Origin of the sequence: Idiomarina sp. UBA3162 (assembly GCF_002364475.1) — a bacterium.
Lineage (GTDB): Bacteria > Pseudomonadota > Gammaproteobacteria > Enterobacterales > Alteromonadaceae > Idiomarina.
Genome location: NZ_DEYI01000027.1, coordinates 1 through 26,200 on the forward strand (window position 1 = coordinate 1; position 26,200 = coordinate 26,200).

The 26,200-nt window shown below is 48.3% G+C and carries 25 protein-coding genes; 8 read left to right on the forward strand and 17 right to left on the reverse strand.

The annotated features are described in order from the left end of the window. A partial coding sequence (locus tag B2X00_RS03215; protein WP_290486092.1) for a beta-ketoacyl-ACP synthase 3 occupies nt 1–840 on the reverse strand: 840 nt, incomplete at its 3' end. 144 nt (nt 841–984) lie between these two features. Between B2X00_RS03215 and B2X00_RS03220 the strand changes: the two genes are divergently transcribed. From B2X00_RS03220 to B2X00_RS03235, 4 genes are read left to right on the forward strand one after another with little or no spacing between them, the layout of a single operon-like run. Then, complete coding sequence (locus B2X00_RS03220; protein WP_290486093.1) at nt 985–1,545, forward strand: YajG family lipoprotein; 561 nt, start codon at nt 985–987, stop codon at nt 1,543–1,545. A 1-nt stretch (nt 1,546) separates the two neighbouring features. Continuing rightward, nucleotides 1,547–2,134: a peptidylprolyl isomerase gene (locus tag B2X00_RS03225; RefSeq protein WP_290486094.1), complete on the forward strand. Its 588-nt coding sequence runs from the start codon at nt 1,547–1,549 to the stop codon at nt 2,132–2,134. Continuing rightward, nucleotides 2,131–3,453: an AmpG family muropeptide MFS transporter gene (locus B2X00_RS03230; protein ID WP_290486095.1), complete on the forward strand. Its 1,323-nt coding sequence runs from the start codon at nt 2,131–2,133 to the stop codon at nt 3,451–3,453. The genes B2X00_RS03225 and B2X00_RS03230 overlap by 4 nt, the downstream gene beginning before the upstream one ends. Then, the gene (locus B2X00_RS03235) at nt 3,446–4,336 is read left to right on the forward strand and encodes a ketopantoate reductase family protein (RefSeq protein ID WP_290486096.1); all 891 of its coding nucleotides are present in this window, start codon (nt 3,446–3,448) and stop codon (nt 4,334–4,336) included. Before B2X00_RS03230 ends, B2X00_RS03235 begins: the two co-directional genes overlap by 8 nt. Here the strand turns inward: B2X00_RS03235 and ribBA are convergent. From ribBA to glyA, 4 genes are read right to left on the reverse strand one after another with little or no spacing between them, the layout of a single operon-like run. Beyond that, nucleotides 4,314–5,432 carry a bifunctional 3,4-dihydroxy-2-butanone-4-phosphate synthase/GTP cyclohydrolase II gene (gene ribBA / locus B2X00_RS03240; protein WP_071462295.1) on the reverse strand — a complete coding sequence of 373 codons (1,119 nt, stop codon included), beginning with the start codon at nt 5,430–5,432 and terminating at the stop codon, nt 4,314–4,316. The two genes, B2X00_RS03235 and ribBA, sit on opposite strands and share 23 nt — an antisense overlap. Nucleotides 5,433–5,440: 8 nt before the next feature. Beyond that, nucleotides 5,441–6,562 carry a bifunctional diaminohydroxyphosphoribosylaminopyrimidine deaminase/5-amino-6-(5-phosphoribosylamino)uracil reductase RibD gene (gene ribD / locus B2X00_RS03245; RefSeq protein WP_290486097.1) on the reverse strand — a complete coding sequence of 374 codons (1,122 nt, stop codon included), beginning with the start codon at nt 6,560–6,562 and terminating at the stop codon, nt 5,441–5,443. Beyond that, a complete protein-coding gene (nrdR, locus tag B2X00_RS03250; protein WP_290486098.1) occupies nt 6,555–7,004 on the reverse strand; it encodes a transcriptional regulator NrdR in 450 nt (149 codons plus the stop codon). Before nrdR ends, ribD begins: the two co-directional genes overlap by 8 nt. Nucleotides 7,005–7,024: 20 nt before the next feature. Beyond that, complete coding sequence (gene glyA, locus B2X00_RS03255) at nt 7,025–8,281, reverse strand: serine hydroxymethyltransferase (RefSeq protein WP_290486099.1); 1,257 nt, start codon at nt 8,279–8,281, stop codon at nt 7,025–7,027. A 183-nt stretch (nt 8,282–8,464) separates the two neighbouring features. Here glyA and ettA point away from each other — a divergent pair, with 183 nt between their 5' ends. Continuing rightward, nucleotides 8,465–10,129: an energy-dependent translational throttle protein EttA gene (gene ettA / locus B2X00_RS03260; protein WP_290486100.1), complete on the forward strand. Its 1,665-nt coding sequence runs from the start codon at nt 8,465–8,467 to the stop codon at nt 10,127–10,129. On the opposite strand, the gene B2X00_RS03265 is transcribed toward ettA, so the two are convergent. Genes B2X00_RS03265 through radA form a run of 4 tightly spaced genes read right to left on the reverse strand, consistent with a single transcriptional unit; the run spans nt 10,126 to nt 13,954 of the window. Further along, the gene (locus B2X00_RS03265) at nt 10,126–10,872 is read right to left on the reverse strand and encodes an ABC transporter ATP-binding protein (protein WP_290486118.1); all 747 of its coding nucleotides are present in this window, start codon (nt 10,870–10,872) and stop codon (nt 10,126–10,128) included. The genes ettA and B2X00_RS03265 overlap by 4 nt on opposite strands. Continuing rightward, the gene (locus tag B2X00_RS03270) at nt 10,865–11,836 is read right to left on the reverse strand and encodes a FecCD family ABC transporter permease (RefSeq protein WP_290486101.1); all 972 of its coding nucleotides are present in this window, start codon (nt 11,834–11,836) and stop codon (nt 10,865–10,867) included. Before B2X00_RS03270 ends, B2X00_RS03265 begins: the two co-directional genes overlap by 8 nt. Further along, the gene (locus B2X00_RS03275) at nt 11,833–12,600 is read right to left on the reverse strand and encodes an ABC transporter substrate-binding protein (protein WP_290486102.1); all 768 of its coding nucleotides are present in this window, start codon (nt 12,598–12,600) and stop codon (nt 11,833–11,835) included. The genes B2X00_RS03270 and B2X00_RS03275 overlap by 4 nt, the downstream gene beginning before the upstream one ends. After that, nucleotides 12,590–13,954, reverse strand: coding sequence for a DNA repair protein RadA (gene radA, locus B2X00_RS03280; RefSeq protein WP_290486103.1), 1,365 nt, complete (start codon nt 13,952–13,954; stop codon nt 12,590–12,592). Before radA ends, B2X00_RS03275 begins: the two co-directional genes overlap by 11 nt. Before the next feature lie 63 nt (nt 13,955–14,017). Between radA and B2X00_RS03285 the strand changes: the two genes are divergently transcribed. Then, nucleotides 14,018–16,489, forward strand: coding sequence for a PilZ domain-containing protein (locus tag B2X00_RS03285; protein ID WP_290486104.1), 2,472 nt, complete (start codon nt 14,018–14,020; stop codon nt 16,487–16,489). 2 nt (nt 16,490–16,491) lie between these two features. Here the strand turns inward: B2X00_RS03285 and serB are convergent, their stop codons facing one another. Beyond that, nucleotides 16,492–17,133: a phosphoserine phosphatase SerB gene (gene serB / locus B2X00_RS03290; protein WP_290486105.1), complete on the reverse strand. Its 642-nt coding sequence runs from the start codon at nt 17,131–17,133 to the stop codon at nt 16,492–16,494. Between the two features lie 35 nt (nt 17,134–17,168). Between serB and B2X00_RS03295 the strand changes: the two genes are divergently transcribed. Then, nucleotides 17,169–17,816, forward strand: a complete 648-nt coding sequence (locus B2X00_RS03295; protein WP_290486106.1) for a hypothetical protein — start codon at nt 17,169–17,171, stop codon at nt 17,814–17,816. Here B2X00_RS03295 and B2X00_RS03300 read toward each other — a convergent pair. Further along, nucleotides 17,809–18,582: a TatD family hydrolase gene (locus B2X00_RS03300; RefSeq protein ID WP_290486107.1), complete on the reverse strand. Its 774-nt coding sequence runs from the start codon at nt 18,580–18,582 to the stop codon at nt 17,809–17,811. The two genes, B2X00_RS03295 and B2X00_RS03300, sit on opposite strands and share 8 nt — an antisense overlap. 5 nt (nt 18,583–18,587) lie before the next feature. Next, entirely contained in the window at nt 18,588–20,186 is a 1,599-nt protein-coding gene (gene prfC, locus B2X00_RS03305) for a peptide chain release factor 3 (protein WP_290486108.1), read from the reverse strand. A 184-nt stretch (nt 20,187–20,370) separates the two neighbouring features. Between prfC and B2X00_RS03310 the strand changes: the two genes are divergently transcribed. After that, nucleotides 20,371–22,062, forward strand: coding sequence for a methyl-accepting chemotaxis protein (locus tag B2X00_RS03310; RefSeq protein ID WP_290486109.1), 1,692 nt, complete (start codon nt 20,371–20,373; stop codon nt 22,060–22,062). Here B2X00_RS03310 and B2X00_RS03315 read toward each other — a convergent pair. From B2X00_RS03315 to B2X00_RS03335, 5 genes are read right to left on the reverse strand one after another with little or no spacing between them, the layout of a single operon-like run. Then, the gene (locus B2X00_RS03315) at nt 22,059–23,258 is read right to left on the reverse strand and encodes a phosphopentomutase (RefSeq protein WP_290486110.1); all 1,200 of its coding nucleotides are present in this window, start codon (nt 23,256–23,258) and stop codon (nt 22,059–22,061) included. The genes B2X00_RS03310 and B2X00_RS03315 overlap by 4 nt on opposite strands. A 2-nt stretch (nt 23,259–23,260) precedes the next feature. Beyond that, nucleotides 23,261–24,586, reverse strand: a complete 1,326-nt coding sequence (deoA, locus tag B2X00_RS03320) for a thymidine phosphorylase (RefSeq protein ID WP_290486111.1) — start codon at nt 24,584–24,586, stop codon at nt 23,261–23,263. Between the two features lie 10 nt (nt 24,587–24,596). Next, nucleotides 24,597–25,325, reverse strand: coding sequence for a deoxyribose-phosphate aldolase (gene deoC / locus B2X00_RS03325; RefSeq protein WP_290486112.1), 729 nt, complete (start codon nt 25,323–25,325; stop codon nt 24,597–24,599). Between the two features lie 9 nt (nt 25,326–25,334). Next, a complete protein-coding gene (gene rimI / locus B2X00_RS03330; protein WP_290486113.1) occupies nt 25,335–25,775 on the reverse strand; it encodes a ribosomal protein S18-alanine N-acetyltransferase in 441 nt (146 codons plus the stop codon). Further along, the gene (locus B2X00_RS03335; protein ID WP_290486114.1) at nt 25,763–26,092 is read right to left on the reverse strand and encodes a hypothetical protein; all 330 of its coding nucleotides are present in this window, start codon (nt 26,090–26,092) and stop codon (nt 25,763–25,765) included. The genes rimI and B2X00_RS03335 overlap by 13 nt, the downstream gene beginning before the upstream one ends. Nucleotides 26,093–26,200: the final 108 nt, after the last annotated feature.

Consider the following 26,200-nt stretch of genomic DNA (forward strand, 5'->3'; position numbering starts at 1 on the left):
TGATGTATTACCGTAGTTCTGAATATTTATCACGGTTTTTTCGGAGGGGACCTTACATAACTTCGCAAGATAATCGATTAACCGTTTATTCGCTTGATGCGGAATCAACGCATCGACATCTTCAGTACTTAAGCCAGTTTGCTGAAATACCTTCTCAACCGCCGCATTCATACCTTTAACAGCGCGCTTAAAAATTTCTTGGCCGACAAAGTCAAATTGCATAATGCCATCGAAACCAAAGCGATCGAAGCTCAATCCAAAATCAAGGCTCAACACGTCACGCGCATCGGCATCACAGCTAATGTGACTAGCAAGAAGGCCAACTTCTTCATCGCTTGCCTCTAATACCATCGCGCCCGCACCATCGCCAAAAAGCACGGCGCTCTCACGTTTGGTCCAATCGAGAATGCGGGTCAGACGCTCGGCACCAATCAACAACACTTTTTTATGAGCGCCGGTTTGAATGGCTTGAGTAGCCACGTGCATTGCATAAAGAAAACTGCTACACGCGGCATTGAGGTCAAACGCTGCAGCATTCGGTGCACCAATGTTTTGTTGCACTGCTGAAGCGACATTAGGAATGATTTCGTCGGCGGTGCAAGTGCCAACTATAATCAGGTCAATATCGTCTGGGTTCAGTCCAGCGGCCGCCAGCGCATTCTGTGCAGCAACCGTAGCGAGCTTAGATGTCCCAACATGACTGACGCGTCGCTCTGAAATTCCAGTTCGCGTGACAATCCATTCATCCGAGGTATCTAAAAACGTTGCCAGGTCATCATTGGTCATGACTGCTGGCGGTAAACACTTTCCCCATCCTGTAATTTCTGCGTATTTTTTCACGACAAAACCTTTAACTTCATTAACAACGCGTTGCCTTGTCACCGTATCGCTTTGCTAGATATCAGTAAAGCATTTTTGCAAGGCACAATTTTACCGTATGATAGCATGAAACTGTGTTACGTGAATGACTAAAACGAGGAAGCCATGCGTCACCTAATAAAGCTCACAGCACTCTCCGCCGTCGCGCTCTTATCAATAAACAGCTGCTCGACGATTGACTCTGATCTGATTGTCGAGCCACCGACGGTCACATCGCAACTGTCGGAAAGTATCTCGCGCCTTAGCGTGCAAGATAAACGACCTCACAGCTATCTCTATCGTCACATCGATAGTGATAGCCAAAAAGCTAATCAATTTTCGGCACCCTCACAGCCGCTTACAGAAATCGTCAAACAAGCGTTTCAGCAGTCCGGGATTGTCAGTGGTCAGGGCGACCTTAATTGGTATATATCTATCAATAAAGCGGTGGTCGAACACACCGAGACGACTTTAAAATATCAACTCGACTATCAATTAAACATCCGCGTCGAAGCACAAAGAATGAACCGGTCGTATGCAAGGACATTCACGGGCACCAGTAAGTCGGAAGGGGTTTCCAACCCCGATGAAGCAACTATTGAACGTGAGTTTAAACGTCTTTTACAACAGGTGCTCAACGATATTGCTAACGATCCCCAGTTACGTTTGATGGAAACTCGAGGTTAAGATGAAAACTATTACCGCGCTATTTACATCAATTATTGTCTTGTTCAGTTCATATTCGCAAGCACAAGTGCAACCCGATAACCCTTTTCCTACCGTCATTTTTGTTACCTCTGAGGGTAACCTTACCGTGGAGCTTAACCGCGAAGCCGCACCTATCACTGTTGCTAATTTTCTCCGCTACGTTGCTAAGGCGCAATATAACGACACGATCTTCCATCGTTTGGTGCCTGGCTTTGTAATCCAGGGCGGCGGCTACGATGCTGAGTTCTCTGACAAACCGAGCTATGAGACGATCGTGAATGAATCGGGCAATGGCCTGTTAAACACCTACGGCACTATTGCCATGGCTAGGGAACGTAAGCCTCATACAGCGACTCGTCAGTTCTATTTCAATTTGAACGACAATACCTCACTCAACCCCGACGACGGTGATTGGGGCTACGCCGTATTTGGACGTGTTACTGAAGGTTTGGACGTGCTCGAAAAATTAGCAGCGCTTGAATCCATGCCATTTGATGAAAAGACCGGTTGGCGCGATGTTCCCGCTAATCCGCCCGTGCTTAAACGCATCGAAATTGTGCCGCAATGACAGAGCAGCATACGCTACGAACAGACCTTAGCGTTTACCGTCAGCCACGCGTGATAGCGCTATTTTTCTTGGCGCTTTCAAGCGGGTTCCCTTGGGTGATGATTGGCTCAGCATTGTCAGCATGGTTACAAGAAGAGGGATTAAGTCGATCCGTTATCGGTTATTTCGGTGCCGTATTCGCGGTTTATTCCATCAATTTTCTTTGGTCTCCGCTGGTCGATAGCGTTAAACTTCCATTGTTGAATCGTTGGCTGGGACAACGTCGTAGTTGGATCTTACTCTGCCAACTGCTTATTGCCACGTTGTGTTTGTTCGTATCGACGTTAACCATCGCTGATAACTTACATTTAGTCGGTATCGCCGCCCTACTCATTGCCATTAGCTCTGCGACTCAAGATATAGCAATTGATGCCTACCGTATCGAGACATTTTCTGAGTCGGAAGGACGCATGCAAAGTGCCGGAGCAGCCATGGCCACATCAGGTTGGTGGAGCGGTTACGCCGGCCTCGGCGCGGTTCCGTTTCTGCTCGTCGATGGCACCCATTGGCGTTGGCAGGACGCCTACATCGTGCTCGCAGCGCTCATGCTGTCGTTGGCGTTGGTGACTCTAATCTTAAAGCCAGCGCGTTACACACAGGTCAAAGCAAATACGATAGCGACCTTGTCCTTATTAAAACGGATCAGCACTGTCGTCATTGAGCCGATTAGTTCTTTCTTCTCACGCAACGGTGCGAAACTGGCAATACAAATTTTGCTGTTTGTCTTTCTTTTTAAAATAGGCGAAGCCTTTTTAGGTCGAATGTCGATTGTATTTTATAAAGAAATAGGCTTCTCGAACGAACAAATTGGTACATACTCTAAATTAGTCACTTGGTGGATAACCATTATATTCTCGCTACTGGGTGGACTCGTTACACTCCGCATCGGTCAGTTCAAGGGGTTATTGATTGCCGGCATTGCTATGGCGGGCTCAAACCTTATGTTCGCTTGGATTGCTAACGTCGGCCCCAGTGAAAACTTGTTTCTTGCCGCAGTGCTGGTCGATGGCTTTACGAGCGCTTGGTCGACGGTTGCTTTTGTCGGTTTTATCAGCTTTTTATGTGACCGGACCTTTACCGCGACGCAGTATGCCTTACTCGCATCACTGAGCACCTTTGGCCGAACCACTTTATCCGCCTACAGTGGAGTGCTGGTTGATAAGCTTGATGGTAATTGGAGTCTGTTCTTTGTTCTCACCAGCTTAGCTATCCTGCCAAGCTTGTTATTACTCGGCTATCTAAAACGAAGTTATCAGGCACATTGGGGTGAAAATGAGTGACCACCCTAAACGACTACTACTCGTCGGCGCGGGTGCGATAGGTCAGCTTATTGCCCATCAATGGCAGTGTGCCAAGTTGCCGCTTGTCACACTGCCCCGCACATCTCGTCAACGCTCAGATTTTTTTGACTATCAATTTAGGCGCTATCGGTCCGAGAATACTGAGCATTGCCGAATTCCTATCATTAACGGCAGTGACTTCAGCTCAATACAAGCGGTTTTTATAGCCGTTAAGGCCTATGATCTTGAGAGTGTATTTCGACGTCTAGATACACTGGGTGTACCTCACGATCGACCTATTATCTGCGCGCATAACGGCCTTGTAGACTTAACCACATCACGCCCCTGTTATACATGGATAACCACTCATGGCGTGACGCGCAGTAACCGAGTGACCGAGCACAAAGGATTGGGTTCAGACTGGATCGATGCGCGCATTCAACATCATCAACAACTGACCGCACAGTTGCATAGCGCCTTTCCAAAACTGCACTTTGATGCAGACATCAAAGCACGACAATGGCAAAAATTTTGCCTTAATTGTGTAATTAATCCATTAACAGCGGTGAATCAGTGCCTCAATGGTGAACTCCTCAAAGAACAATACCATGAGCAGCGACGTATGCTGGTCTCTGAGTTGGTCAGTCTAAGTCAAGCGCTTGGCTATAATTTAAGTACTGCGGATTTGCTCGTATTAGTCGAGCAGGTATGCGAGGCGACCGCTGAAAACCAGTCATCAATGCTGTCGGATATAAAAGCTAACCGGCAAACAGAAATTGACGCACTGACTGGCTACGCGTTAAAAAAGGCCGCAGAGTTAGGCATTAAGCTGCCTACTCATGCGGCACTGTATCATCAGTTCAGTCAGCTTTATCTTCGATGAAGTCAACAACTTCAAGTCCGAATCCCGACAATGCCGAATAACGCTTCGGTGAACTAAGCAGATGCATTTGGTGAATGCCTAAATCAGCAAGGATTTGCGAACCAACACCCACATTTCGAGAAGCATTAGACGCCGACGCAGTCGGTTTGTGCTGTCCTTGATCCTGTGCCTCAAATTCTTTCACTTGCGCGATGATATCCTCAGGCGTTTGCTGACGGCCAATAAGCACTAAAACACCATCGTTTTCAGCAATATATTGCATCGCCTTCGCAATCGGCCAGCTGCGCTTCGCTGCGCGTTCAGTCGATAGCGTATCATGCAAGCTGTCTTGCAAATGCACACGCACATTAGTCACCTTCTCGGCATCAATCTCACCATGCACCAACGCATGATGAACTTGCTGGTCAATTGAGTCTTGATACGTGATCATATTGAATTTACCAAAACTGGTCGGCAATTGACACTGGGCTACACGGCGAATGGTTTTCTCGCGCACTGAGCGGTACTCGATCAAATCAGCAATCGTACCCACCTTGATATCGTGTGCTTCAGCAAACTTCTCTAGATCTGCGCGGCGCGCCATCGTGCCATCTTCATTAAGTACTTCGACAATTACAGCAGCAGGTTCATAACCCGCAAGACGCGCGAGGTCACAGCCTGCCTCTGTATGCCCCGCTCGATTAAGCACGCCGCCCTGCTTCGCTTTTAACGGAAATATGTGCCCCGGCATCACCAAGTCTTCTGGCTGAGCGTTACGTGCGACCGCAGCCTTCACAGTTTGCGCACGATCGGCTGCGGAAATCCCTGTTGTCACGCCTTCTGCTGCCTCAATGGATACGGTAAACGCTGTCGAGTACGGCGCGTTGTTACGATCAACCATCAGCGGTAGGTTAAGTTGCTTACAACGCTCCTCGCTAAGTGTCAGGCAAATCAATCCCCGTCCATAACGCGCCATGAAATTTATCGCTTCGGGGGTCACGCAGTCGGCTGCAAGAATCAAGTCGCCCTCATTCTCGCGGTCCTCGTCATCCATTAGAATGACCATCTTACCTTGCTTGATATCTTCAATAATCTCTTCTGTCGAATGCAATGACATAATAGTTCCTACTTCATTGGCTGAGCGATCACGCGAATATCCTCGCCGATCATTCGGCGCTCAAGCACGTTAAATGAGAGCGCATCATCGAGTTGAGTCAGTTCAGGCAACGCAATCATACTGCGCGCATCACTGCCTAATACTTTATTTGCTTGATAATAGACCAGTTCATTCACTAACTGAGCGTTGAAAAGAGCACCCGCTAACTGACCTCCACACTCGGTCCATACCAAGTTGATCTCACGCAATGCGAGTTCTTTTAATGCATCATGTAAGTCTACGCGACCCTGACTATCTGCTTTAGCAATAATCTCGTGGCAGTGTGGATGCCGAGAAACAGAACCTTCCGTCGTACGGACGACAAATACAGGCGCTGCAACCTCAAATAGCCGCAAATCATCATGAATGCGGTTTTTCCCGTCAATAATCACACGCACAGGCTGCTTAAAAAATAATGGTTTTTCGATTCCAGCTGGCCATTGTTCAGGACGTACATTGAGTCGCGGATTATCCACCAGCACCGTATCCGCACCAGTTAGTATCGCGTCGGCCTGCGCGCGCCAAACCTGCACATCCGCACGTGCGGCACCACCGGTAATCCATTGGCTCACACCGTTACTCAACGCCGTACGTCCATCAAGTGAGCTCGCCAGCTTAACGCGCACATAAGGTAATTGAGTCTGCATACGATGAATGAAACCCGGATTCAACTGACGCGCTGCAGTTTCAAATAAACCGACGCGGACTTCGATGTCGGCATCGTGCAACTTATGGATGCCTCGACCTGAGACAACGGGGTTGGGATCTTGCATCGCGATGACCACACGAGCCACTTCAGCATTAATCAATGCATCAACACAGGGTGGTGTGCGGCCTTGGTGACTGCATGGCTCAAGCGTTACATAGGCAGTTGCATGCTTGGCTTGCGCGCCAGCTTGGCGTAACGCAAAAACCTCAGCGTGGGGTTCGCCTGCCTTCTGATGCCAACCCTCGCCAATGATACGGCCGTCCTTAACGAGGACACAACCGACAGCAGGATTAGGTCCAGTCGTAAAACGCCCTTTTCTTGCCAACTCTAGGGCGCGATGCATGTAAAGGTGGTCGCGCTTATCTTGTGCCAAACTAATCATTGAGTCGAGCGATCTCCTCGCCAAACTCTTTGATATCCTCAAAAGAGCGATAAACCGAAGCAAAGCGAACGTAGGCGACTTTATCGATTTGTTTGAGATTATCCATCACCAAATTACCGATAAAGTTAGAGGTAATCTCTCGCTCGCCCGTTGCCCGAATACTGGACTTAATTTTATTAACCGCCTGCTCCATTTTTTCGAGACTGACCGGACGCTTTTCAAGTGCACGTAACAGCCCGCTACGAAGTTTATCTTCATTAAATGGCTCACGCCCACCGTCCGATTTAATTACCCGGGGCATTACTAATTCAGCGGTTTCAAATGTTGTGAAGCGCTCGCGACAATGACTACATTCGCGACGCCTGCGCACTGATGCACCATCCCCAACTAACCGCGAATCGATGACCTTGGTATCTTGTGTTCCGCAGAATGGACAGTGCATAGTGCGCTCCTTTTCAAACGTTATTTATAAACTGGAAACTCGGCGCATAACGTTTTGACATCGTTACGAACACGCTCAATCGTTTGTTCGTTATTAATGTCATCTAATACATCGCAAATCCAGTTAGCCACTTGCTCAGCTTCCGCTTCCTTAAAGCCACGGCGCGTAATTGCCGGCGTACCTAGACGAAGGCCAGAAGTGACAAACGGCGAGCGCGGATCATTCGGTACCGCATTCTTGTTGACCGTAATATATGCACGACCTAACGCTGCATCAGCATCTTTACCAGTAATGTCTTTGTCGATTAAATCCACGAGGAACAAATGGTTCTGCGTACCATTCGATACGATTTTATAGCCACGCGCTTGTAGCGCTTTAACCATTGCATTTGCGTTTTTAAGTACTTGCTCTTGATACGCTTTAAATTCAGGCTCAAGCGCTTCTTTAAACGCTACCGCTTTGGCTGCGATAACGTGCATCAATGGACCACCTTGATTACCCGGGAATACCGCACTGTTTAGTTTTTTGTGCAATTTCTCATCATCTTTACCAGACAAGATAAGACCACTGCGCGGGCCAGCAAGGGTTTTATGTGTTGTCGTTGTTACTACGTCTGCATAAGGAATTGGGCTTGGGTACACACCCGCAGCAACCAAACCGGCTACGTGTGCCATATCAACTAACAAATAGGCGCCTACCTCATCAGCAATTTGTCTAAAACGCTGCCAATCGACAATACCCGAGTATGCAGAGAAACCAGCAACGATAACCTTGGGTTGATGCTCTTTAGCTAACTCTTCAACTTGGTTGTAATCGATTTCACCGGTTTCTTCTGAAATGCCATATTGTACGGCATTGTATAGCTTGCCCGAGAAGTTAACACCCGCACCGTGCGTCAAATGACCACCATGTGCCAAGCTCATTCCCAAGAAGGTATCACCGGCTTCCATAAGTGCCATAAATGCAGCGGTGTTGGCTTGTGAGCCTGAATGCGGTTGTACGTTTGCATATTTAGCACCAAACAACTCTTTAGCGCGTGCAATCGCCAGGTCTTCGACCACGTCAACATATTCACAACCACCATAATAACGCTTATGAGGATAACCCTCGGCGTATTTATTGGTTAACTGTGAGCCTTGTGCCTCTAGCACACGCGGGCTGGTATAGTTTTCTGAAGCAATCAGCTCAATGTGTTGTTCTTGACGCTCAACTTCCTGACTCATTGCTTGCCATAACTCCGCGTCAAACGCGGCAATTGTCTGATCTTTTTTCTGCATCTCGGACATCCATCAATTTCATTAGCCAAATTATGTCGTGCAGTTTACCGCAAAATACCCCAAACTGCCTAGCAAACCGTCACATGCCGTAAAGAAAAAATTCGGCAACAAATTTGGGCATTTGCTGCATTTACCAGTAAACTAGGCCCTATTTTCAATCCAACAGTAGGAATGTTCGTCGCTATGGCGCAATATATCTATTCAATGTCGCGGGTGAGCAAAGTTGTTCCACCCAAAAAAACTATCTTAAAAGATATCTCATTATCGTTTTTTCCTGGCGCTAAGATCGGTGTTTTAGGTCTTAACGGTGCCGGTAAATCAACCTTGCTTCGTATTATGGCAGGGGTCGACACCGAGTTCGAAGGGGAAGCGCGTCCCCTCGCAGGAATTAACATTGGTTACCTCCCTCAGGAGCCACAGCTTGATGAAGAAAAAACCGTCAAGGAAACAGTGGAAGAAGCCGTCGCTGATGTTAAAGAGGCTTTCACTCGCTTAGATGAAGTCTACGCGGCCTACGCCGATGAAAATGCTGATTTTGATGCGTTAGCAAAAGAACAAGCGCAACTAGAAGCACTTATTCAGGCCAAAGATGGTCACAACATCGAGAATATCCTTGACCGCGCCGCTGATGCACTGCGTTTGCCACAATGGGACGCTAAGATCGGTAATCTATCAGGTGGTGAACGTCGCCGTGTTGCAATCTGTCGTCTGTTACTTTCTAAACCCGACATGTTGCTACTTGATGAGCCGACCAACCACTTGGATGCAGAGTCAGTTGCATGGCTTGAACGCTTCTTGCACGATTACACAGGCACCGTCGTTGCTATTACCCACGACCGTTATTTCTTAGACAACGTAGCAGGCTGGATCCTTGAGCTTGACCGTGGTTATGGTATTCCATGGGAAGGCAACTACTCTTCTTGGTTGGAGCAAAAAGAGAAACGTCTCGCACAAGAAGAGCGTCAAGAGAAAGCGCGTCAACGCACCATCAAGCAAGAACTTGAGTGGGTACGTACTAACCCGAAAGGTCGTCAGGCTAAAAGCAAAGCGCGTATGGCTCGCTTTGAAGAGTTACAAAGCAGCGACTATCAAAAACGTAACGAAACCAATGAGCTATTTATTCCACCAGGCCCGCGTTTGGGTGATAAGGTCATTGAGGTGAATGGTATTAGCAAAGCCTACGAAGGGCGCCAGCTTATTGATAACCTGAGCTTTAGTGTTCCTAAAGGTGCTATCGTCGGTATCATCGGTCCGAACGGCGCGGGTAAATCCACCCTATTCCGTATGATCAGTGGTCAAGAACAGCCCGACAGTGGCTCGATTGAACTCGGTGACACTGTTGAATTGGCGAGCGTCGATCAGTTCCGCGACAGTATGGATGATAGCAAAACCGTATTCCAAGAAATTACCGATGGTAACGATATTCTGCGTATTGGTAACTTTGAGGTTCAAGGACGTGCTTACGTCGGTCGCTTTAACTTTAAAGGCACCGACCAACAAAAACGTATCGGTGAGCTGTCGGGCGGTGAACGTAACCGCGTGCACCTTGCTAAACTGCTTAAAGCGGGCGGCAACGTCTTATTATTAGACGAACCGACCAACGACCTCGACGTTGAAACCTTACGGGCGCTTGAAGAAGCGATTCTCGAGTTCCCAGGCTCAGCTTTGGTTATCTCGCACGACCGTTGGTTCTTAGACCGAATCGCAACCCATATTCTTGATTACCGTGATGAAGCTGAAGTGGTCTTCTACGAAGGTAACTACAGCGATTACGAAGCCTACATGAAAGAGAAGTTTGGCGAACAGGCAATGGAGCCACACCGCATTAAATATAAACCGATCGGTTAATCTTTTATTGCTTGCAACGGCGTTGGTATCCAGCCAACGCCGTGATCTCTACAAAACCACTCGGCTTGTACACCAAAACAGTCAGCTAAGTTTTTTTCAGTCAACACCTCAAACGGCTCTCCGCTCTGCACTAAATCCCCGTTATGCATTAACAGTAAGCGGTCACAAAATCGTGCGGCCAACGCTAGGTCATGAATAGCTGCCAAGACAAGACCGTGGTTTCGCGCGTGATTACGCAACTGCTGCATAATGGTTAATTGATGCGCCACATCGAGACCACTGACAGGTTCATCGCAAATTAGTAATTGTGGCTTTAATAATGTAGCCCGAGCCAATAATGCCCGTTGTCGTTCACCACCCGATACTTGCGAAACTCGACGTTCCTTGAGTTCGAGCAATTCATAGGTTCTTAAATGTTCATCAAGCCGCGGTCGAGCGCATTGCGCTGCTAGATTTACCAGTTCATCGATACGAATATCCCACTCAGGCGTTTCAGTCTGAGGCAAATACCCCAAATACTGTTGTCGCTTGCGATGCGACAATCCCAACCAATCTTTTTGTTTGAATTGCACCTGACCTGTCAGTTGTGGCTCAACTGCAGCAATACCACGTAACAGTGAGCTTTTACCCGCGCCATTTGCCCCTATCACTCCGACTAACTGATTGCTGGCTAGCGCTAAGTTGATATGGCGTATGCGTGGGCGAGAAATGCCTGCTAAATATAAGTCGTTAAGCTCAAGCATCACGGGTGCGCTCTCGTACCAACAGTACAATGAGCAATGGCGCACCGACTAAAGCCGCAATAACCCCCACGGGTAACTCGCGCGCGGTGCTCATTAACTGTGCTATGGTGTCAAAACTGAGCAGTAAAAGAATTGCGGTAATGGGCGACAGCCACAACACATATTTCGGATGATTAAAGCCTATCAATCGAACGGCATGGGGCGCTAATAGCCCAACAAACCCGATAACGCCAGCCGCCACCACGGAGGCGGTCGTGAGTAATGCCACAGCTAACAACATCAAGTTGCGATACCGCGCCACATTGAACCCCATTGTCGCAACCGTTTCTTCGGATAAAGTTAGGGCATATAGAAAGCGCCGACCGAACCATACCAATGGCAGCGCTAACACAACTCCTGGTAGCGCTAGCATCACCGAATGCCAGCTTTTATTTGCCAAGCTTCCCATATGCCAAAAAGCCCACTCTTGAAATGCAAACGGGTTTGGGGCGAGATATAGCAACAGTCCCATCACGGCACTACTCATTGTTGCTATCGCGACCCCCGCCAGAATCAATCGCGTAGGCGAAGCCCGCTGCCCGGCAAGCACCATCAGTAACGACACCCCGAACAAACCGCCAACCAACGCCAGCGCAGGTAATCCAAAGGAAAAGGCCGGTAGCCAACCAAAGTAAAGGCAGGTAATCGTCACTAAAGCAGCACACCCGGATACTCCAGTGATGCCAGGTTCAGCCAGTGGGTTTCGAAGTAATAGCTGCATCACTGCGCCAGCCAGCCCGAGAGCGATAGCAATCGACCAAGTTAGCACGGTCCGTGGAACCCGAATATCCCAAATAATATCGCTCTCAAGTGCGTTCGGAGCCCACCACTTAAGTGAACTTCCTCCTACAGTAAGCTGTACCACACTGAGTAAAATAGCGATGCCGAGAAGGATAAGGTAACACTGCCGCTGACTCAGTTTCATAGCACTCCTTGAATGGCTTTCAAATAATCTTCAGCAAACACCACTGGACACGACGAAAGCCGTGACGGAATTTGGTGAGTCGGTGTTGTCTTTAACTGTTGTTGCAATAACGGATGGTAAAGCCATTCATTGGCCAATGCATAATTGGCATTGCTAAAACCTTCCAACAAATAGCGATCAGGCGCCAGCCTTATCACATTCTCAAGCGTTAAAGAAACGAGATTTTTGCCAAAAGGTGCGGCTAAATTATTCCAGTGCATCGCATTAATTAATTCATCAGCCCAACTCGCCGCTCCCCAACTAAACTGGTTAGGCATCAGTATAATGACATCTTGCGGAGTCTGATGCGCGCGCCTCATTGCTTGCTCTAACTGCTGTTTGTGAGCGTGCGCATGAGGCGCTAACTGAGCATATTGGCTCAGTTGTGCTATCCATTCATGATATCGCGCCAAACTACTGGGCTGCGGTAATACCTCGACTTCAGTATACTGACGTAACAGCCGAATCAATTTTGGATTATTGTACTCTGTTGCAAACACGCGATCAGGCTGTAAACGCAAAATGTTCTCTAAACGTCCAAAGTGGGCGCGATGTGTCGAAGTAATTAGTGCCTCATCGAGCCCCGTAATCCCAACCACCTGCCCGGGTGCCCAGTCAGTTAGCAAATAATCGAGGCATTGATTTAAACTGACCCAGCGAGAAGAAGCGTCTGCCGAGACCGAGAATATGACAACAAGGCATACGGCAAGCCCTTTAAATCGCATCGAGCGCTTCCTGCAGATTCTTAACGGGTGTGACTTGCATTCCGTCGATCGCCTGCTTAGGTGCGTTACCATGCGGTACAATCGCGCGCTTGAAGCCGTGTTTGGCTGCTTCATTGAGGCGCTCCTGGCCATTCGGCACGGGTCTTATTTCACCCGCTAACCCAACTTCACCCAGAATAATTAACTCCCGTGCTAAAGGCTCACCTTTAAAGCTCGATACGATGGCGAGCATAAGCGCTAAGTCGGCCGACGTCTCAGACACTTTTACCCCACCCACCACGTTAACAAACACATCTTGATCAGAGACGTGCAGTCCCCCGTGACGATGTAATACGGCCAACAGCAAGGCGAGTCGGGTTGCTTCCAAACCAACTGCAACGCGGCGCGGGTTTGCCAGTGCGGAGTAATCTACGAGCGCTTGAATCTCTACCAAAAGAGGTCGAGTCCCTTCCCAAATGACCGTCACCACCGAGCCATTACCCTGCTCCTCGCCGCGCTGTAGAAAAATAGCTGACGGATTAGAAACTTCTTTTAATCCATTGCCTGTCATGGCAAAGACCCCTAGCTCATTCACCGCGCCGAAACGGTTTTTAGTACCTCGTAACGTACGGTAACGGCTATCCGCCGATCCGTCTAAAATCACCGAGCAGTCAATACAGTGCTCTAAAACCTTAGGCCCCGCTAGTGAACCATCCTTGGTGACATGTCCGACCATAATGATGGCAACGCCTTTTTGTTTCGCATAGCGCGTGAGAAAAGCGGCGGACTCGCGCACCTGCGATACACTCCCGGGGGCCGAAGCAATGTCATCTAAATGCATCACCTGTATTGAGTCGATAACCATCAACTGCGGCTTTTCCTGATCAGCGAGCTGACAAATGGTTTCGACCGAGGTTTCGGCGAGCATACGCAACTTATCCATGGGCAAACCGAGTCGCTTTGCTCGCATGGCAACTTGCTGCAACGACTCTTCGCCTGTCACGTATAGCGCTTTCATACTCCCAGCAAGGCGACACAGCGTTTGCAATAATAGGGTACTTTTACCAGCGCCTGGGGAGCCCCCGATTAATATAGCAGAGCCGGGAACCACACCACCACCAAGTACTCGATCGAATTCTTTAAAGGTTGAGCTAAAGCGTGGCACCTCCTCAAGAGAAACCTCATTTAATGTGGTGACCTTGGCTTGCGTAATCCCTGCGAATCCGCTGCGCGCGCTCGGTGCACTTGCTTTACTCGCTCCTAAACGCACTTCAGATACCGTATTCCACGCCTTACATTCGCTGCATTGCCCTACCCATCGTGGAAAGTCGGCACCGCAATCCGTGCATACATACGCTGTTTTTGTCTTTGCCATGTCACTGCTCTCGTTCTATGATGCTGTCAGTTAAGCTCATCATTATAAATATAATCGAGAAGAATGCCGAACTTACAATTAACACCGCTGATCGACCAACTCAAACTTGTTGCTCTTGATGACGATTTTGAAAAACACTTTAGCTCGCTAACTGCCACTCTCGACGGCCCGAGCAAGTTTAAAGTGCGCTCAGAGGTGAGGCGTTTAACAAGTCCTTGTGCCCGCACACTCGATTTAAGAAAGCGTGTCGACGGAGAATGCCTGAGATTTGAGCACCGTGGACGGATTCACTACCTTGACGATGTTGCGCGCGATATTTTTGAGCGTGGACTCAAGGAGTATAACGGTGTATTTACCCAAGATACTTACGAACGCATCATGCAGGCGGAAAATAACTACCGCGTGATGTATGAGCAACAAAAAGCTGAGCAAATAGGAACAGCCACATCCTCGGCAAGCAGTGATACAAAGACAGAGTTTGAACAATTTAAACTCGGCTTTTATCCCTACCGCGACGAAGAACGGATGAATTACACCGTTGAAGTCCAAGTCGAGCCTTTCGGCGAGCAACCCTGTCGAGCCGTAACTAATAACATTTCGCAAGGGGGGCTCAGAGTTCGCGTGGATCGCACGCAGATGCCCGTATCCAATGGGCAGCGCGTAAAAGTTTATTTTACTGGCTTTGCAAAAGAGTTCACGCTCGACCCCAATGTGCCGATTCACTACATTATCACCGAAGTGCTAAGCGCCAATAAGCGCACTTACATTTCACTCAAGCGCGCAGAGGATGATGAAAATACCGAGTTTGATGCCTTCATTTCACGCTTTATTAGTGGTTACAAACGGCGCTATAAGGTCAACACCGATAACACTGAAATCGCTTTAGTTAATAAAGCGCACGAACAGTTTTATCTACCTCGTATGAGTCGCCTGACATTGTTCCTTAAAGCTCATACGCGGGAGCTAATCTGTAAGTATGTGCTTACTACTGAAAATAACGAAGATACGCTCGCGCACTGGTACACAGAAACTAATGAACTGGCTATTGGTGCACTTCTGAACAAACGTCGTAGCCAGTTTATGATAAATAAACTGCAACGAAACGAATCCTGCGAACTTACGATCCTGACGTTTAATATTACGGCAAAGGGAAAGGTTTACTTCTATTCCGCCTTGGTGGAGGAGTTAGAAAAGAACGACTTATGGGATACCTTTACCGCTTTCGCAGCTCAAAAATCGTCCTTTCAGGCGTTTCGGATTAGCCTCTCATCGGTGAAATCTGACAATGCCTGGCGCCCACAGGCAGTTCCTCAGCACATCAATTTACCCGCACGCGAACAGCCATTTTCCGCCGACATTCAACAAGCGTTAGCTGCTGTTGATTATGTAGCAACACTCGATAACGTCACTGATATGGTTCGACCGCTATGTGGGCAAGATTACGATAAAGATGAATTAAGTAAGCTCCGTGCTTTTGTTCATCCGCCCTCACTGCCCCACCGATCGCAGGCAATTAAATTGGAGTTCGTCGACTTACGAAACGAACAAAGATACCATTTGCGCAGTCGCTGTCGTGTAAGAAGTGGTTCTATTATCCGCGATGGCATGGTACTCGATATTTCTAATCAAGGTTTACGTGTGCAAGTGGACGAGCCGATCCCGGGTGAAAGTCGTTCAGAAATGCGTGTCAGCTTTACTCAGTTAAAGCAGCATTACAAAAATGAGCCGCTCACTGACATTCAATATCAAATCGTTAATGCGGATGACTCGCATACCACCTTTAACCTTAAATTAGACAAAGACGGTTCTTCACAAGCAACGGCTCACTTCCTGACTGGTTTTATTCAGGAAAAACGGGCTCAGTTACCTAGAATATACGAAAACACCTCTTTAAAAGGGTTCGAGCTGGGGCTTCGTAATTTATACTGTGATGCAGCGAGCGCTGTGCCATTATTTTTCTATCAATCGAAGCACCAGCAGCATTATCTCGGACGCGTAGGGATTCCGCCCCACGTAACCGATTGGAGCCGATTACTGCAACTGTCATCTAACGTACTGCCGAAAGGACAGTTAACCGAGTTACTTAACCATAGCGACTTGTTCGAGGAATGGATGTCTTGGTTAACTCGCGTCGATCGCAGCGAGTCTCCGCACAAAAGCCTGCTCATTTTTCAACTTGGTTGGGATGAAGCCCACCGACGCACGATTGAAATGACGCACTTTGATTTGGACAAGTTGTCGTTAGACAATGTTGAACATTGCGTTACACAAGCATTGCTGCATGACACCATCATCGCTGTCAATGTCGAGCTTAGCCGGACGGGGCGCCCAGATAGGCAGTTCGTTGAGGCAGAAATGCAATACTTAGCCGCTTATGCCCAGTACAAAGTTGATCGGGTTGAACAGCAGTTAGATAGTGTCTTCGGCGTTGCTGATAGCTACAGTGTAACGTCCTTACTCATGCAGGGCTTACAACTATCGGAGTCGTTGCGAGAAACAGCCGTTAAACGCCTACAAGAGTGGCTACCAGCATAGGTTCAAAAACGACCTTTCAATTCATTAATAATCAGTGCCAAATCGGGTTGCGAGACGCTGACATCTGCCACCTCTTGCAGCACGGGTTTGGCGCAGAAAGCAACACCGAGATCCGCAGCTTGTAACATCCACTGGTCATTAGCACCGTCGCCGACGGCGACAACGGGCGCATTAGCTGGTAATTGCTGCCTCAAACTCTGAAGTACCTGTGCCTTTTTGTGCCCGTCAACGATGGCTCCCGATACCTTCCCTGTCAACTTACCATTGTGGATTTCGAGCTCGTTAGCCACGTGCATATCCAAGCCCAGCTGTTCTGCAACGCGCCCTGTAAACCAAGTAAAACCGCCCGATACTACTACGCAATACCAGTGCTTCGACTTACAGTAATCAATTAGAGCCTGCGCTCCCTGAGTAAACGGAATGGGAGTAAACAACCTATTGAACAGCGAAACATCGATACCTTCTAACAGCGCTACACGTTGCGTAAGACTGGTGGCGAAATCGATTTCGCCACGCATCGCTTGCTCAGTAATCGCTGCTACCGCGTCACGCTGCCCTAGCAAGTTCGCAATTTCATCGATACACTCAATTGAAATCAAGGTTGAGTCCATATCAAAGACAATCAACCCAGAATGGTTTAGCATAGAGGTTCCTTAATGGCTGGAATAGGTATCCACGAGTGAAGCATAACGCACTGCCAAAACACACGCTAAGTGAGCTAATGGACCGCTTTCCTGCGGCTAAGTTGCAACGCTTAACTCGGCTCGCGTTTAAAAGGCTGCTGCGCTTTCTCGCCGCTGCCGCGTTATTAGTATTGATGTACAGTATTTGGAATATTGCCACGAACCAAGCGCAACAACAACTTGAACGAAATACGCGACAACAGTTGAACTTTGTTCTCGAGCAAACGGCATCTGCGGCTCAAGTATTTATTGCCAACGGCAATCAAGAGGGTTTGCGTCAACTTGCAACATCGCTAGAAAATCGTCCCTCGGTTTTAAGTGTTGCACTAAAAAGTGCTACGGGCGTAAACGAGCTAACCATCGGTGAGTCTTATTCGGTCATTGATTACCCCGCTCCCCGACCCGAACCTTGGATCTTTATTCAACCCATTGGGGAGAGCTCCCTCAATCAAGGTTATTTGCAAGTCATATTCGACAAGCAGCAGGTACTCAGATCAAGTCAGCAGACATTGGTCAACTTGACCGCTCAGGGAAAAACCTTACTCTTACTGGCGTTAGTAACGGGAGGGATGATAGTACTTGGGTTTAATCGCATCCGCGATAGGCGCTGGGTTAAAAAGCAACGCAAAAAGTATCTTAGTTGAACAATGCTAGACTATTTTGCCAAAGCACAGAAGACAGTTCTTTCGGTGATTCCTGCAATAACTCAGCCAAACTATCGAGCACCAGCGTGACTCGTTGAGGCTCATTCCGTTGACCTTGATAACCGCAGATTGGCATATCAGGTGCGTCCGTTTCTAATACTAAATGCTCAACACCGATGCGAGTGATGGCATCACGCGTTTTCTTCGCTCTTGGGTAAGTGATAGTGCCGCCTACACCGAGCTTGAAACCTTGCTCAACCCACGCGATAGCTTGCTCGTAACTGCCCGAAAATGCATGCACCACACCACGCTGGACGCCGGCGTTCCGTGCTGCTTTTAAAAGCTCATCTAAGGTCTTGCGATGATGTAAAATGACTGGTAGCTGATAATCCACCGCTAAACCGAGTTGCTTATCGAGCAATGAACGTTGAAGCTCAGGTTTCGCACAGGTGGCATCTAAACCGATCTCACCTATCGCCTTGCATTGCGCTTGGGCAACTCCCGACAACGACTCGAAGCAGTTAGCCAAGTTTTTCACATGCTCGACCTCATGTTGCGCGATGAAGTAGGGATGCAACCCGAGCGAAAACCGAAACTCAGCAGAAAACTGTTGGCACACGTTGATGAGTTTTGGCCATTGCTGCGTTGTGACACCGAGCAACATAAAACGATCGACACCCCGCGCTTGAGCTGCCGCAACGACCTGTTCGCGGTCGTTGTCAAAGGCAGCGAAATCCAAGTGACAGTGGGTGTCGTAAAGAGGCATAACGATTAGTGTTCGCGCGTATGGCTAAACGTGATATCAGGATAGCGTTCTTCCGCCAAACTCAAGTTCACCATAGTCGGTGCGATGTAGGTTAGATTATCACCGCCATCAAGCGCCAAGTTAGCTTCCGCTTTACGGCGAAACTCGTCTACTTTGCGTTCATCACCGGAGACCCAGCGAGCCGTGGCGACATTGATGTTTTCATACATTGCATCCACTTTATACTCGGTTTTAAGTCGGTGCACCACAACATCAAACTGCAGCACACCCACAGCCCCTACAATCAAGTCGTTACTAATCAGCGGACGAAACACCTGCACGGCCCCCTCTTCTGATAGCTGAACGAGCCCTTTTAATAGCTGTTTCTGCTTGAGTGGATCTTTTAATCGGATACGGCGGAATAGCTCGGGAGCAAAGTTAGGAATACCACTAAACTTAAAGTCAGAACCGCTGGTGAACGTATCGCCAATCTGAATCGTGCCATGGTTATGCAAACCAATAATATCGCCTGGATAAGCCTCTTCGACATGAGCACGATCCCCCGCTAAAAACGTCAATGCATCACTAATACGCACGTCTTTTCCTGTGCGTACTTGCTTCATTTTCATGCCTTTTTCGTATTTACCCGACACAATTCTCAAAAACGCCACCCGATCTCGGTGACGCGGATCCATGTTCGCCTGTATCTTAAAGACAAAACCAGAAAAGCCAGCATTTTCTGCAGCAACGGCTTCGCCTTCATCGGTCTCGCGTGGTTGAGGTTTTGGTGCCCAATCAACGAGACCATCAAGCATGTGGTCAACGCCAAAGTTACCCAATGCCGTACCAAAAAATACCGGGGTCAACTCGCCCGCAAGGAACATTTCTTTATCGAACGGGTTCGACGCACCATTCACTAATTCAATTTGCTCGCGTAACTCGTCCGCCCATACACCTAAGCGCTGGTCGAGTTCTGGATTATCAAGGCCTTTGATAATATCGACATCTTGAATCATGTGACCTTGACCGGTTTTATAGAGGATCGTCTCGTCACGTAACAAGTGATAAACACCTTTGAAGTTTTTCCCTGAGCCGATCGGCCAAGTGATGGGTGCACACATAATTTTTAAAACATCTTCGACCTCATCCAATAACTCCAAAGGATCACGTATGTCACGGTCGAGTTTGTTCATGAACGTAATGATCGGCGTATCGCGTAACCGCGTCACCTCCATTAATTTGATGGTGCGGTCCTCAACACCCTTAGCACCATCAATCACCATCAGACATGAATCTACGGCTGTAAGTGTACGATAAGTATCCTCCGAGAAGTCTTCGTGCCCTGGTGTATCTAACAAGTTGACCAGCGAAGAGTGATAAGGAAACTGCATCACCGAGGTGGTCACAGAAATGCCCCGCTCCTGTTCCATTTCCATCCAGTCAGATTTCGCGTGCTGACCCGATTTTTTTCCTTTCACCGTGCCCGCTTTTTGAATCTGTTGACCATGCAAAAGCACTTTTTCTGTGATGGTGGTTTTACCAGCATCCGGGTGGGAAATTATGGCAAAGGTACGACGTTTATCTACCTCTTGCTTAATTTGTTTCGCGACGCTCACATCTGACATTTAACTTTCTCGCATATCGGCCGATTTAAAGGGAGTATTTTCGCTGATTTACGCGCTAGAAACAATGCCGAGAGGCGACTCAGAGTTTACAGGTTTTTCACTAAACCAAGACAAATGTCTTAGTGAGGCTCTCAATCGTCTATTATAGAATTTGAAAAGTCATTCCAATAAAAGTGAAACGCCCATGAGATTCAATATTCGCGCTAAAGTATTTATTTTGGCACTCGTACCGCCGGCATTAATTGCCATCTTTCTTACTTGGTTTAACTTTCAGCAATCGAATAACATCGGTGACGCGGCAGTAGACCAGTTTACCGAACAGATGCAGAAAGATGCGCGCAACTCTTTATCAAATTACCTTGCCTTAGCACGGTCATCGATTCAACACCTAGTTGACGATCCATCACTAGGTTCACTCGCTGAACGACAAGCGCGCGCGAAACAAATCATAGAACAACTGCGCTTTGATGACTCTGGCGACGTGGGCTACCTTTTTGTTTATGACTCAGATGGCATTAATGTGGCACACGGTGTTAATCAAGGGCTCAATGGGCGTGACCTTTATGACTTTCAGGATCCAAATGGCGTTTACCTTATTCGTGATTTAATTAAAGCAGCGAAAAACGGTGGTGGCTATGTCGCTTATGATTGGCAAAATAATAATAAACGTGTCGCACCCAAGCTTGGCTATGCGGAATACATTGAAGCGTGGGATTGGGTTATCGGAACCGGATTCTGGGTTGAAGGCTTACAACAACGTGCAGCCGCACTCGAAGGTAATGTACAAGACTCAATAGCCGACGCGCTTTGGCAAACCTTATTGGCTAGCATCATTGCACTATTAATTACCGCGTTTATCGCTCTGACCGTAGTGCGCAGTATCACGCGACCACTCGCTAAAGCATTAGCAGCTATGGATGAAATCGCTACAGGCGATGGTGACTTAACACGTCGCTTAGCAACGGATAGCCATGATGAGTTAGCTGATTTAGGCGCCGCTTTTAATCGTTTCGGTGATCAAGTCTCTGATTTAATAGTGCGCGTGCGCGAATCTGCATCCATGGTTAATGAGTCAACACAACAATTGTCGGGTGTACTTCAGCAAGCTCAAGACGGCGTTGGCGAACAACAGCTAGAGAGCGAACAGGTGGCAACCGCTATTAATGAGCTCGCGGCAGCCTCTCAGCAAGTTGCAGCGAGCGCCTCTGAAGCGTCCGGGGCGGCTGAAAACGCTGAAAAACTTGTTTATGACGCGTCAAGCTTATTAAAACAGGCCGTTAGCGTGATTCATGGATTAGCAGATAAAGTCGAGCGTGGTAGTCATTCAGTAGACAACCTCGCCAATCAATCGGCTCAGATTGGCGGCGTACTTGACGTAATTCGCTCTATTGCTGATCAAACTAATTTATTAGCGCTCAACGCCGCCATCGAGTCGGCGCGCGCAGGCGAAGCGGGAAGAGGCTTTGCAGTTGTCGCGGATGAAGTAAGAACCCTGGCTAAACGCACTCAAGACAGCACACATGAAATTGAGCAGATGATTGATCAACTGCAATTAAGCAGTAATCAGGTGTCTGACGTTATGGGAGCGATACGCGAAGGTAGCAGTCAAAGCGTTGAACGAGCGGGCGAAGTAGAGCAATCATTAAAACAAGTACTAGAAGCGGTGAACACCATCAACTCGCAGAATGCTCAAATTGCAACAGCCGCGGAAGAACAAACGTCAGTTTCACAAACGATCGATCAAAATATGTCCACTATCGTCGAAATCGCTGAACGAACCGCGCAAGGCACACGCGAGGCGGGCGACACCATGGGCGAGCTGACTGATACCGCGCAACGTCTCGAACAGTTAGTCAAACGTTACAAAGTCGATTAATCAAACATGTTGATGCCACTCTCGGTGGCATCAACCCCCAACCAATGTGCCAACGTTTGCCCTAAATCAGCAAAGCTTTGGCGCTGACCTAAGCTGCCGCTCTTCAAACGAGGGCTGTAGCAGAGCAACGGCACAAACTCGCGAGTATGATCACTGCCAGGCCACGTCGGGTCGCAACCGTGATCCGCCGTCAGTACCAGTAAGTCATCAGGTTGCATCGCCTGTATCAACTCAGCCAACCTCGTATCAAAAGCTTCGAGCTCCTGAGCATAACCGGCAACATCCCTACGATGACCGTAAAGTGTGTCGAAAGCGACTAGATTAGTAAAAATAAGGCACTTGTCCTGCTGTTGGGTTTGCATCAGTTCCAATGTCTTATCAACCAAAGCCGATGTATCGCTGGCTTTATAACTAGCACTGATCCCCCGACCTGCGAATATATCACTAATTTTCCCAACCGCATGAACTTCACCCCCACCGGCAATGACATGATCAAGCAGTGTCTTACCATGAGGCGGTGTCGCATAATCTCGACGATGACTGGTACGCACATACCCCGTAGTACTATCACCGATAAACGGGCGCGCAATAACTCGTCCGATGTTATATTCGTCCACTAAGTTGCGAGCAATTTCGCATACCTGATATAAACGCTCTAATCCAAACGATTCTTCATGAGCCGCAATTTGAAATACTGAGTCCGCCGATGTGTAAACGATCGGCTGGTGTGAGCGCTGATGTTGCTCACCCCATTGCTCAATAATCTGTGTACCTGAGGCATGGCAATTACCCAGCACACCGGTCAGTTGAGCTTGCTCACATAATTGCTGCAACAATTTATCGGGAAAGCTATTTTGTTTATCTAAGAAATAGCCCCAATCATAATGCACGGGCAGTCCCATCAACTCCCAATGCCCCGACGGCGTGTCTTTACCCGATGAACGTTCTGCTGCCCAACCGTAAAGTCCGTTAACGGTCATGTCACCGAGCTCCACAAGTTGCTTATGAGTGGCTCCCGCGTGCGCATGCCATAGTCCTAACTGAGCCATCTGAGGCACTTTGAGTGGCTGATTATTACGAGCTTGATGCTCAGCGATATGGCCCAAGGTGTCTGCACCCGCATCGCCAAACTCTGAGGCATCGGGGGCTTCACCTAATCCAAAAGAGTCGAGTACCACAACAATGGCGCGTTTCATCGTTATTTACCTCGCTGGCTCGCATAGATAACCTCATTGACGGGAGGTTGTTGGGTATCAATATGGATAGCTTCATGTAGTTGCGCAGCGGCTTGCTGCCAGTCGCTTTCACTCGCGGCATGGATCACCGCCATCGGTTGCCCCGACTCAACTGTCATACCTAATTCCATAATGTCGGAAATGCCGACGCTATAGTTCAACGTATCACTTGACGTTAAACGTCCTCCTCCGAGACTAACCACAATATTACCCAATTCTCGTGCATGTATCTGAGAGATATAACCTTGCTGTCTTGCAAGCACGGGTTTAATCACCGCGGCTCGCGGTAAGTAATTATCCATTTTCTCGGCCAGGTCTTGAGGCCCTCCAAGCGCATATACCATTCGCTGAAACCGCTCGAGCGCCGCACCTGAGTCCAGCGCCTCTTCAATTTTTGCTCTGGCGGTGTATTCATCAGTTGCGAGCCCACCCGCAAGCAGTGCTTCGACAGCCAGCGCAACGGTTACCTGATGCAGACGATTAGGTCGATATGCGCCCGATAAATAATCAATAGCACTACGAACTTCTATTGCGTTGCCAGCACATGGCGCGAGTGGTTGGTTCATATCTGTAATAAGGGCACGTGTCGGTACCCCTAATTGCGAACCAACACGGACCAGAGTATCCGCCATTGCTCTGGCCTTCTGTTCGTTGTCCATGAAGGCGCCGTTACCGGCTTTGACATCAAGCACTAATCCATCCAAGCCCTCGGCGAGCTTTTTCGATAAGATCGATGCCGTGATCAAAGGTAATGATTCAACCGTTGATGTAACGTCGCGGGTTGCATAGAAACGTTTATCGGCAGGCGCTAATGAGCCTGTTTGCCCAATAATGGCGACACCAATATCCCGAACCGTATTTCTGAATACGTCATTAGAGGGATGTGTTTGGTAACCAGGGATAGAATCAAATTTATCGAGTGTGCCGCCGGTGTGGCCCAAACCGCGTCCGGAGATCATGGGCACATAGCCACCACACGCAGCAATCACTGGACCGAGCATTAAACTGACGTTATCGCCCACACCACCGGTCGAGTGTTTATCCAATACCGGGCCATCCAATTGTAGCGATTGCCAGTCAAGTACATCGCCCGAGTCGCGCATGTAACGGGTCAGTAACATCGTCTCGGTGTCCGACATTCCGTTAAGATAAATAGCCATGGCCATTGCGGCGATTTGTGACTCACTCACCGTCTCATTGGTAATGCCTTTAATGAAAGCAGCAAGAGATGTCTCATCTAACTCACCACCATCACGTTTGATGCGGATGATTTCTCGTGTAAGCGACATATAATCTCTCCTAACGACGCTCAATTAAGTCCTTTAATAAGCTACTAGCTCCTAAACGGAAATAACTAGGTGTAACGTAATCAGCACCCAAAATACGCTCAGCTAAACTGAAGTAGTCACACGCATCAGCCAACGTCCTAATGCCTCCTGCTGCTTTAAATCCGCAACGGGGGTTGTCTTCTGCAATGACAGTCAACATCTGCTCGGCAGCTTCCAAGGTCGCATTGATCGGCACTTTACCTGTTGAGGTTTTAATGAAGTCCGCACCTTGCGCGATACTTAACTGGCTTGCCAAACGAATTTGTGCAGCCGTTTGCAACTCACCGCTCTCTATAATTACCTTCAACAAAATATCAGTTCCGCAAGCGTCCTTGACCTGACTGACCAGCTGTTCGCATATTTTTGTATCGCCCGCCAACAAAGCATGGTAAGGCAACACCACGTCTATTTCATCTGCCCCGGCGGCTATCGCTCGCTGCGTTTCCTCGACAGCACGCGTAATATCCGTTCCCGCTTGTGGAAAGTTGGTAACCGTGGCAACCGGCACCGTCGATAAGCCTTGCGCCTGAAGCGCACGTTTAGCTGTTGTCACATGTTCTGGAAAGACACATATAGCCGCGACATGATGAGACTGGTAGCTCGCCTTAGCACACAATGCTTCTATCATGTCAGGTGTGTCGTGGTTACCTAACGATGTTAAATCCATGCACTTAAATGCTAACGCTGCCTGCTTATTCATAGTAACCTCTTAAATTGATTCTCTTCGCATAACCAAAGCGCCCTCGCGCCCGGTGTCCGATGCGTAATAATTTGGTCGGCGCCCTACTCGTTTAAAACCTGCCTGTTGATAAACATGTATTGCCGGCGCATTCGACTCTCTGACTTCTAAAAACATCAGTGCTTTGTGCTTATCGGCATAATCCAAAATATGCCGTAACAAACACTGACCCAGTCCTCGCCCCTGATAGTCGGGATCAATTACAATATTATGTAAAGTCAGTTCATCGGCGATTAACTGGGTATTGGCAAACCCTACGATTTGGTCATCAACCTTTAAAGCCCACCAAAGGGTGCCGATACTCGAAGGTTGAAAAAAAACCACTTCCGACCAAGGGTATGCATGAGCTCGGCGCTCAATATCGAATAAAATCGGACATGGCTCAGTCAGAAAAACGTCTATTTTTGACATTGTTGAATAGTAAGCCAAAGTGCTTTTTTTGCTGAGGGCGTATTAATCTGGGGATTCACTTCATCGACCGAGATAACCGAATCGGCTTGAACCGGAGGTTTTATAGCGGTCGGGCGCGTATCAAACAGTAAAACGAGATCTTGCAACCATTGCGGCAGTTGCACGGGTAGAGGCTTTGACGACTTTAAATACAACGGCCCCACTCGATACCAATGCGCCACTTCTTCATTCGGTGCTTGAGTTTGCTGTGATTTGAGGGTCCAACGCGGGATGCCCATTTCATCAAGCACACGTGATTGTAATTTGGATAATTTCATCAGCATTTGATCCGCATAATTTAGTATGCAGTTTAAAGCAGAGCGCTAAGATATGCCAGAATAAGAAAGGAAGCAGTGGCAGGGGCGGAGGGATTCGAACCCCCAACC

Bases quoted from the DNA above. Each gene is read 5' to 3' on its own strand.
- nrdR (WP_290486098.1), bottom strand. From the start codon at position 7,004: ATGCACTGTCCATTCTGCGGAACACAAGATACCAAGGTCATCGATTCG.
- B2X00_RS03275 (WP_290486102.1), bottom strand. From the start codon at position 12,600: ATGCGATTTAAAGGGCTTGCCGTATGCCTTGTTGTCATATTCTCGGTC.
- radA (WP_290486103.1), bottom strand. From the start codon at position 13,954: ATGGCAAAGACAAAAACAGCGTATGTATGCACGGATTGCGGTGCCGAC.
- B2X00_RS03335 (WP_290486114.1), bottom strand. From the start codon at position 26,092: ATGAAATTATCCAAATTACAATCACGTGTGCTTGATGAAATGGGCATC.
- B2X00_RS03230 (WP_290486095.1), top strand. From the start codon at position 2,131: ATGACAGAGCAGCATACGCTACGAACAGACCTTAGCGTTTACCGTCAG.
- B2X00_RS03270 (WP_290486101.1), bottom strand. From the start codon at position 11,836: ATGAAACTGAGTCAGCGGCAGTGTTACCTTATCCTTCTCGGCATCGCT.
- B2X00_RS03310 (WP_290486109.1), top strand. From the start codon at position 20,371: ATGAGATTCAATATTCGCGCTAAAGTATTTATTTTGGCACTCGTACCG.
- ettA (WP_290486100.1), top strand. From the start codon at position 8,465: ATGGCGCAATATATCTATTCAATGTCGCGGGTGAGCAAAGTTGTTCCA.
- B2X00_RS03285 (WP_290486104.1), top strand. From the start codon at position 14,018: ATGCCGAACTTACAATTAACACCGCTGATCGACCAACTCAAACTTGTT.
- prfC (WP_290486108.1), bottom strand. From the start codon at position 20,186: ATGTCAGATGTGAGCGTCGCGAAACAAATTAAGCAAGAGGTAGATAAA.
- serB (WP_290486105.1), bottom strand. From the start codon at position 17,133: ATGCTAAACCATTCTGGGTTGATTGTCTTTGATATGGACTCAACCTTG.
- ribBA (WP_071462295.1), bottom strand. From the start codon at position 5,432: ATGTCATTGCATTCGACAGAAGAGATTATTGAAGATATCAAGCAAGGT.
- rimI (WP_290486113.1), bottom strand. From the start codon at position 25,775: ATGTCAAAAATAGACGTTTTTCTGACTGAGCCATGTCCGATTTTATTC.
- glyA (WP_290486099.1), bottom strand. From the start codon at position 8,281: ATGCAGAAAAAAGATCAGACAATTGCCGCGTTTGACGCGGAGTTATGG.
- B2X00_RS03300 (WP_290486107.1), bottom strand. From the start codon at position 18,582: ATGCCTCTTTACGACACCCACTGTCACTTGGATTTCGCTGCCTTTGAC.
- B2X00_RS03220 (WP_290486093.1), top strand. From the start codon at position 985: ATGCGTCACCTAATAAAGCTCACAGCACTCTCCGCCGTCGCGCTCTTA.
- B2X00_RS03235 (WP_290486096.1), top strand. From the start codon at position 3,446: ATGAGTGACCACCCTAAACGACTACTACTCGTCGGCGCGGGTGCGATA.
- B2X00_RS03315 (WP_290486110.1), bottom strand. From the start codon at position 23,258: ATGAAACGCGCCATTGTTGTGGTACTCGACTCTTTTGGATTAGGTGAA.
- deoA (WP_290486111.1), bottom strand. From the start codon at position 24,586: ATGTCGCTTACACGAGAAATCATCCGCATCAAACGTGATGGTGGTGAG.
- deoC (WP_290486112.1), bottom strand. From the start codon at position 25,325: ATGAATAAGCAGGCAGCGTTAGCATTTAAGTGCATGGATTTAACATCG.
- B2X00_RS03225 (WP_290486094.1), top strand. From the start codon at position 1,547: ATGAAAACTATTACCGCGCTATTTACATCAATTATTGTCTTGTTCAGT.
- B2X00_RS03265 (WP_290486118.1), bottom strand. From the start codon at position 10,872: ATGCTTGAGCTTAACGACTTATATTTAGCAGGCATTTCTCGCCCACGC.
- ribD (WP_290486097.1), bottom strand. From the start codon at position 6,562: ATGATTAGTTTGGCACAAGATAAGCGCGACCACCTTTACATGCATCGC.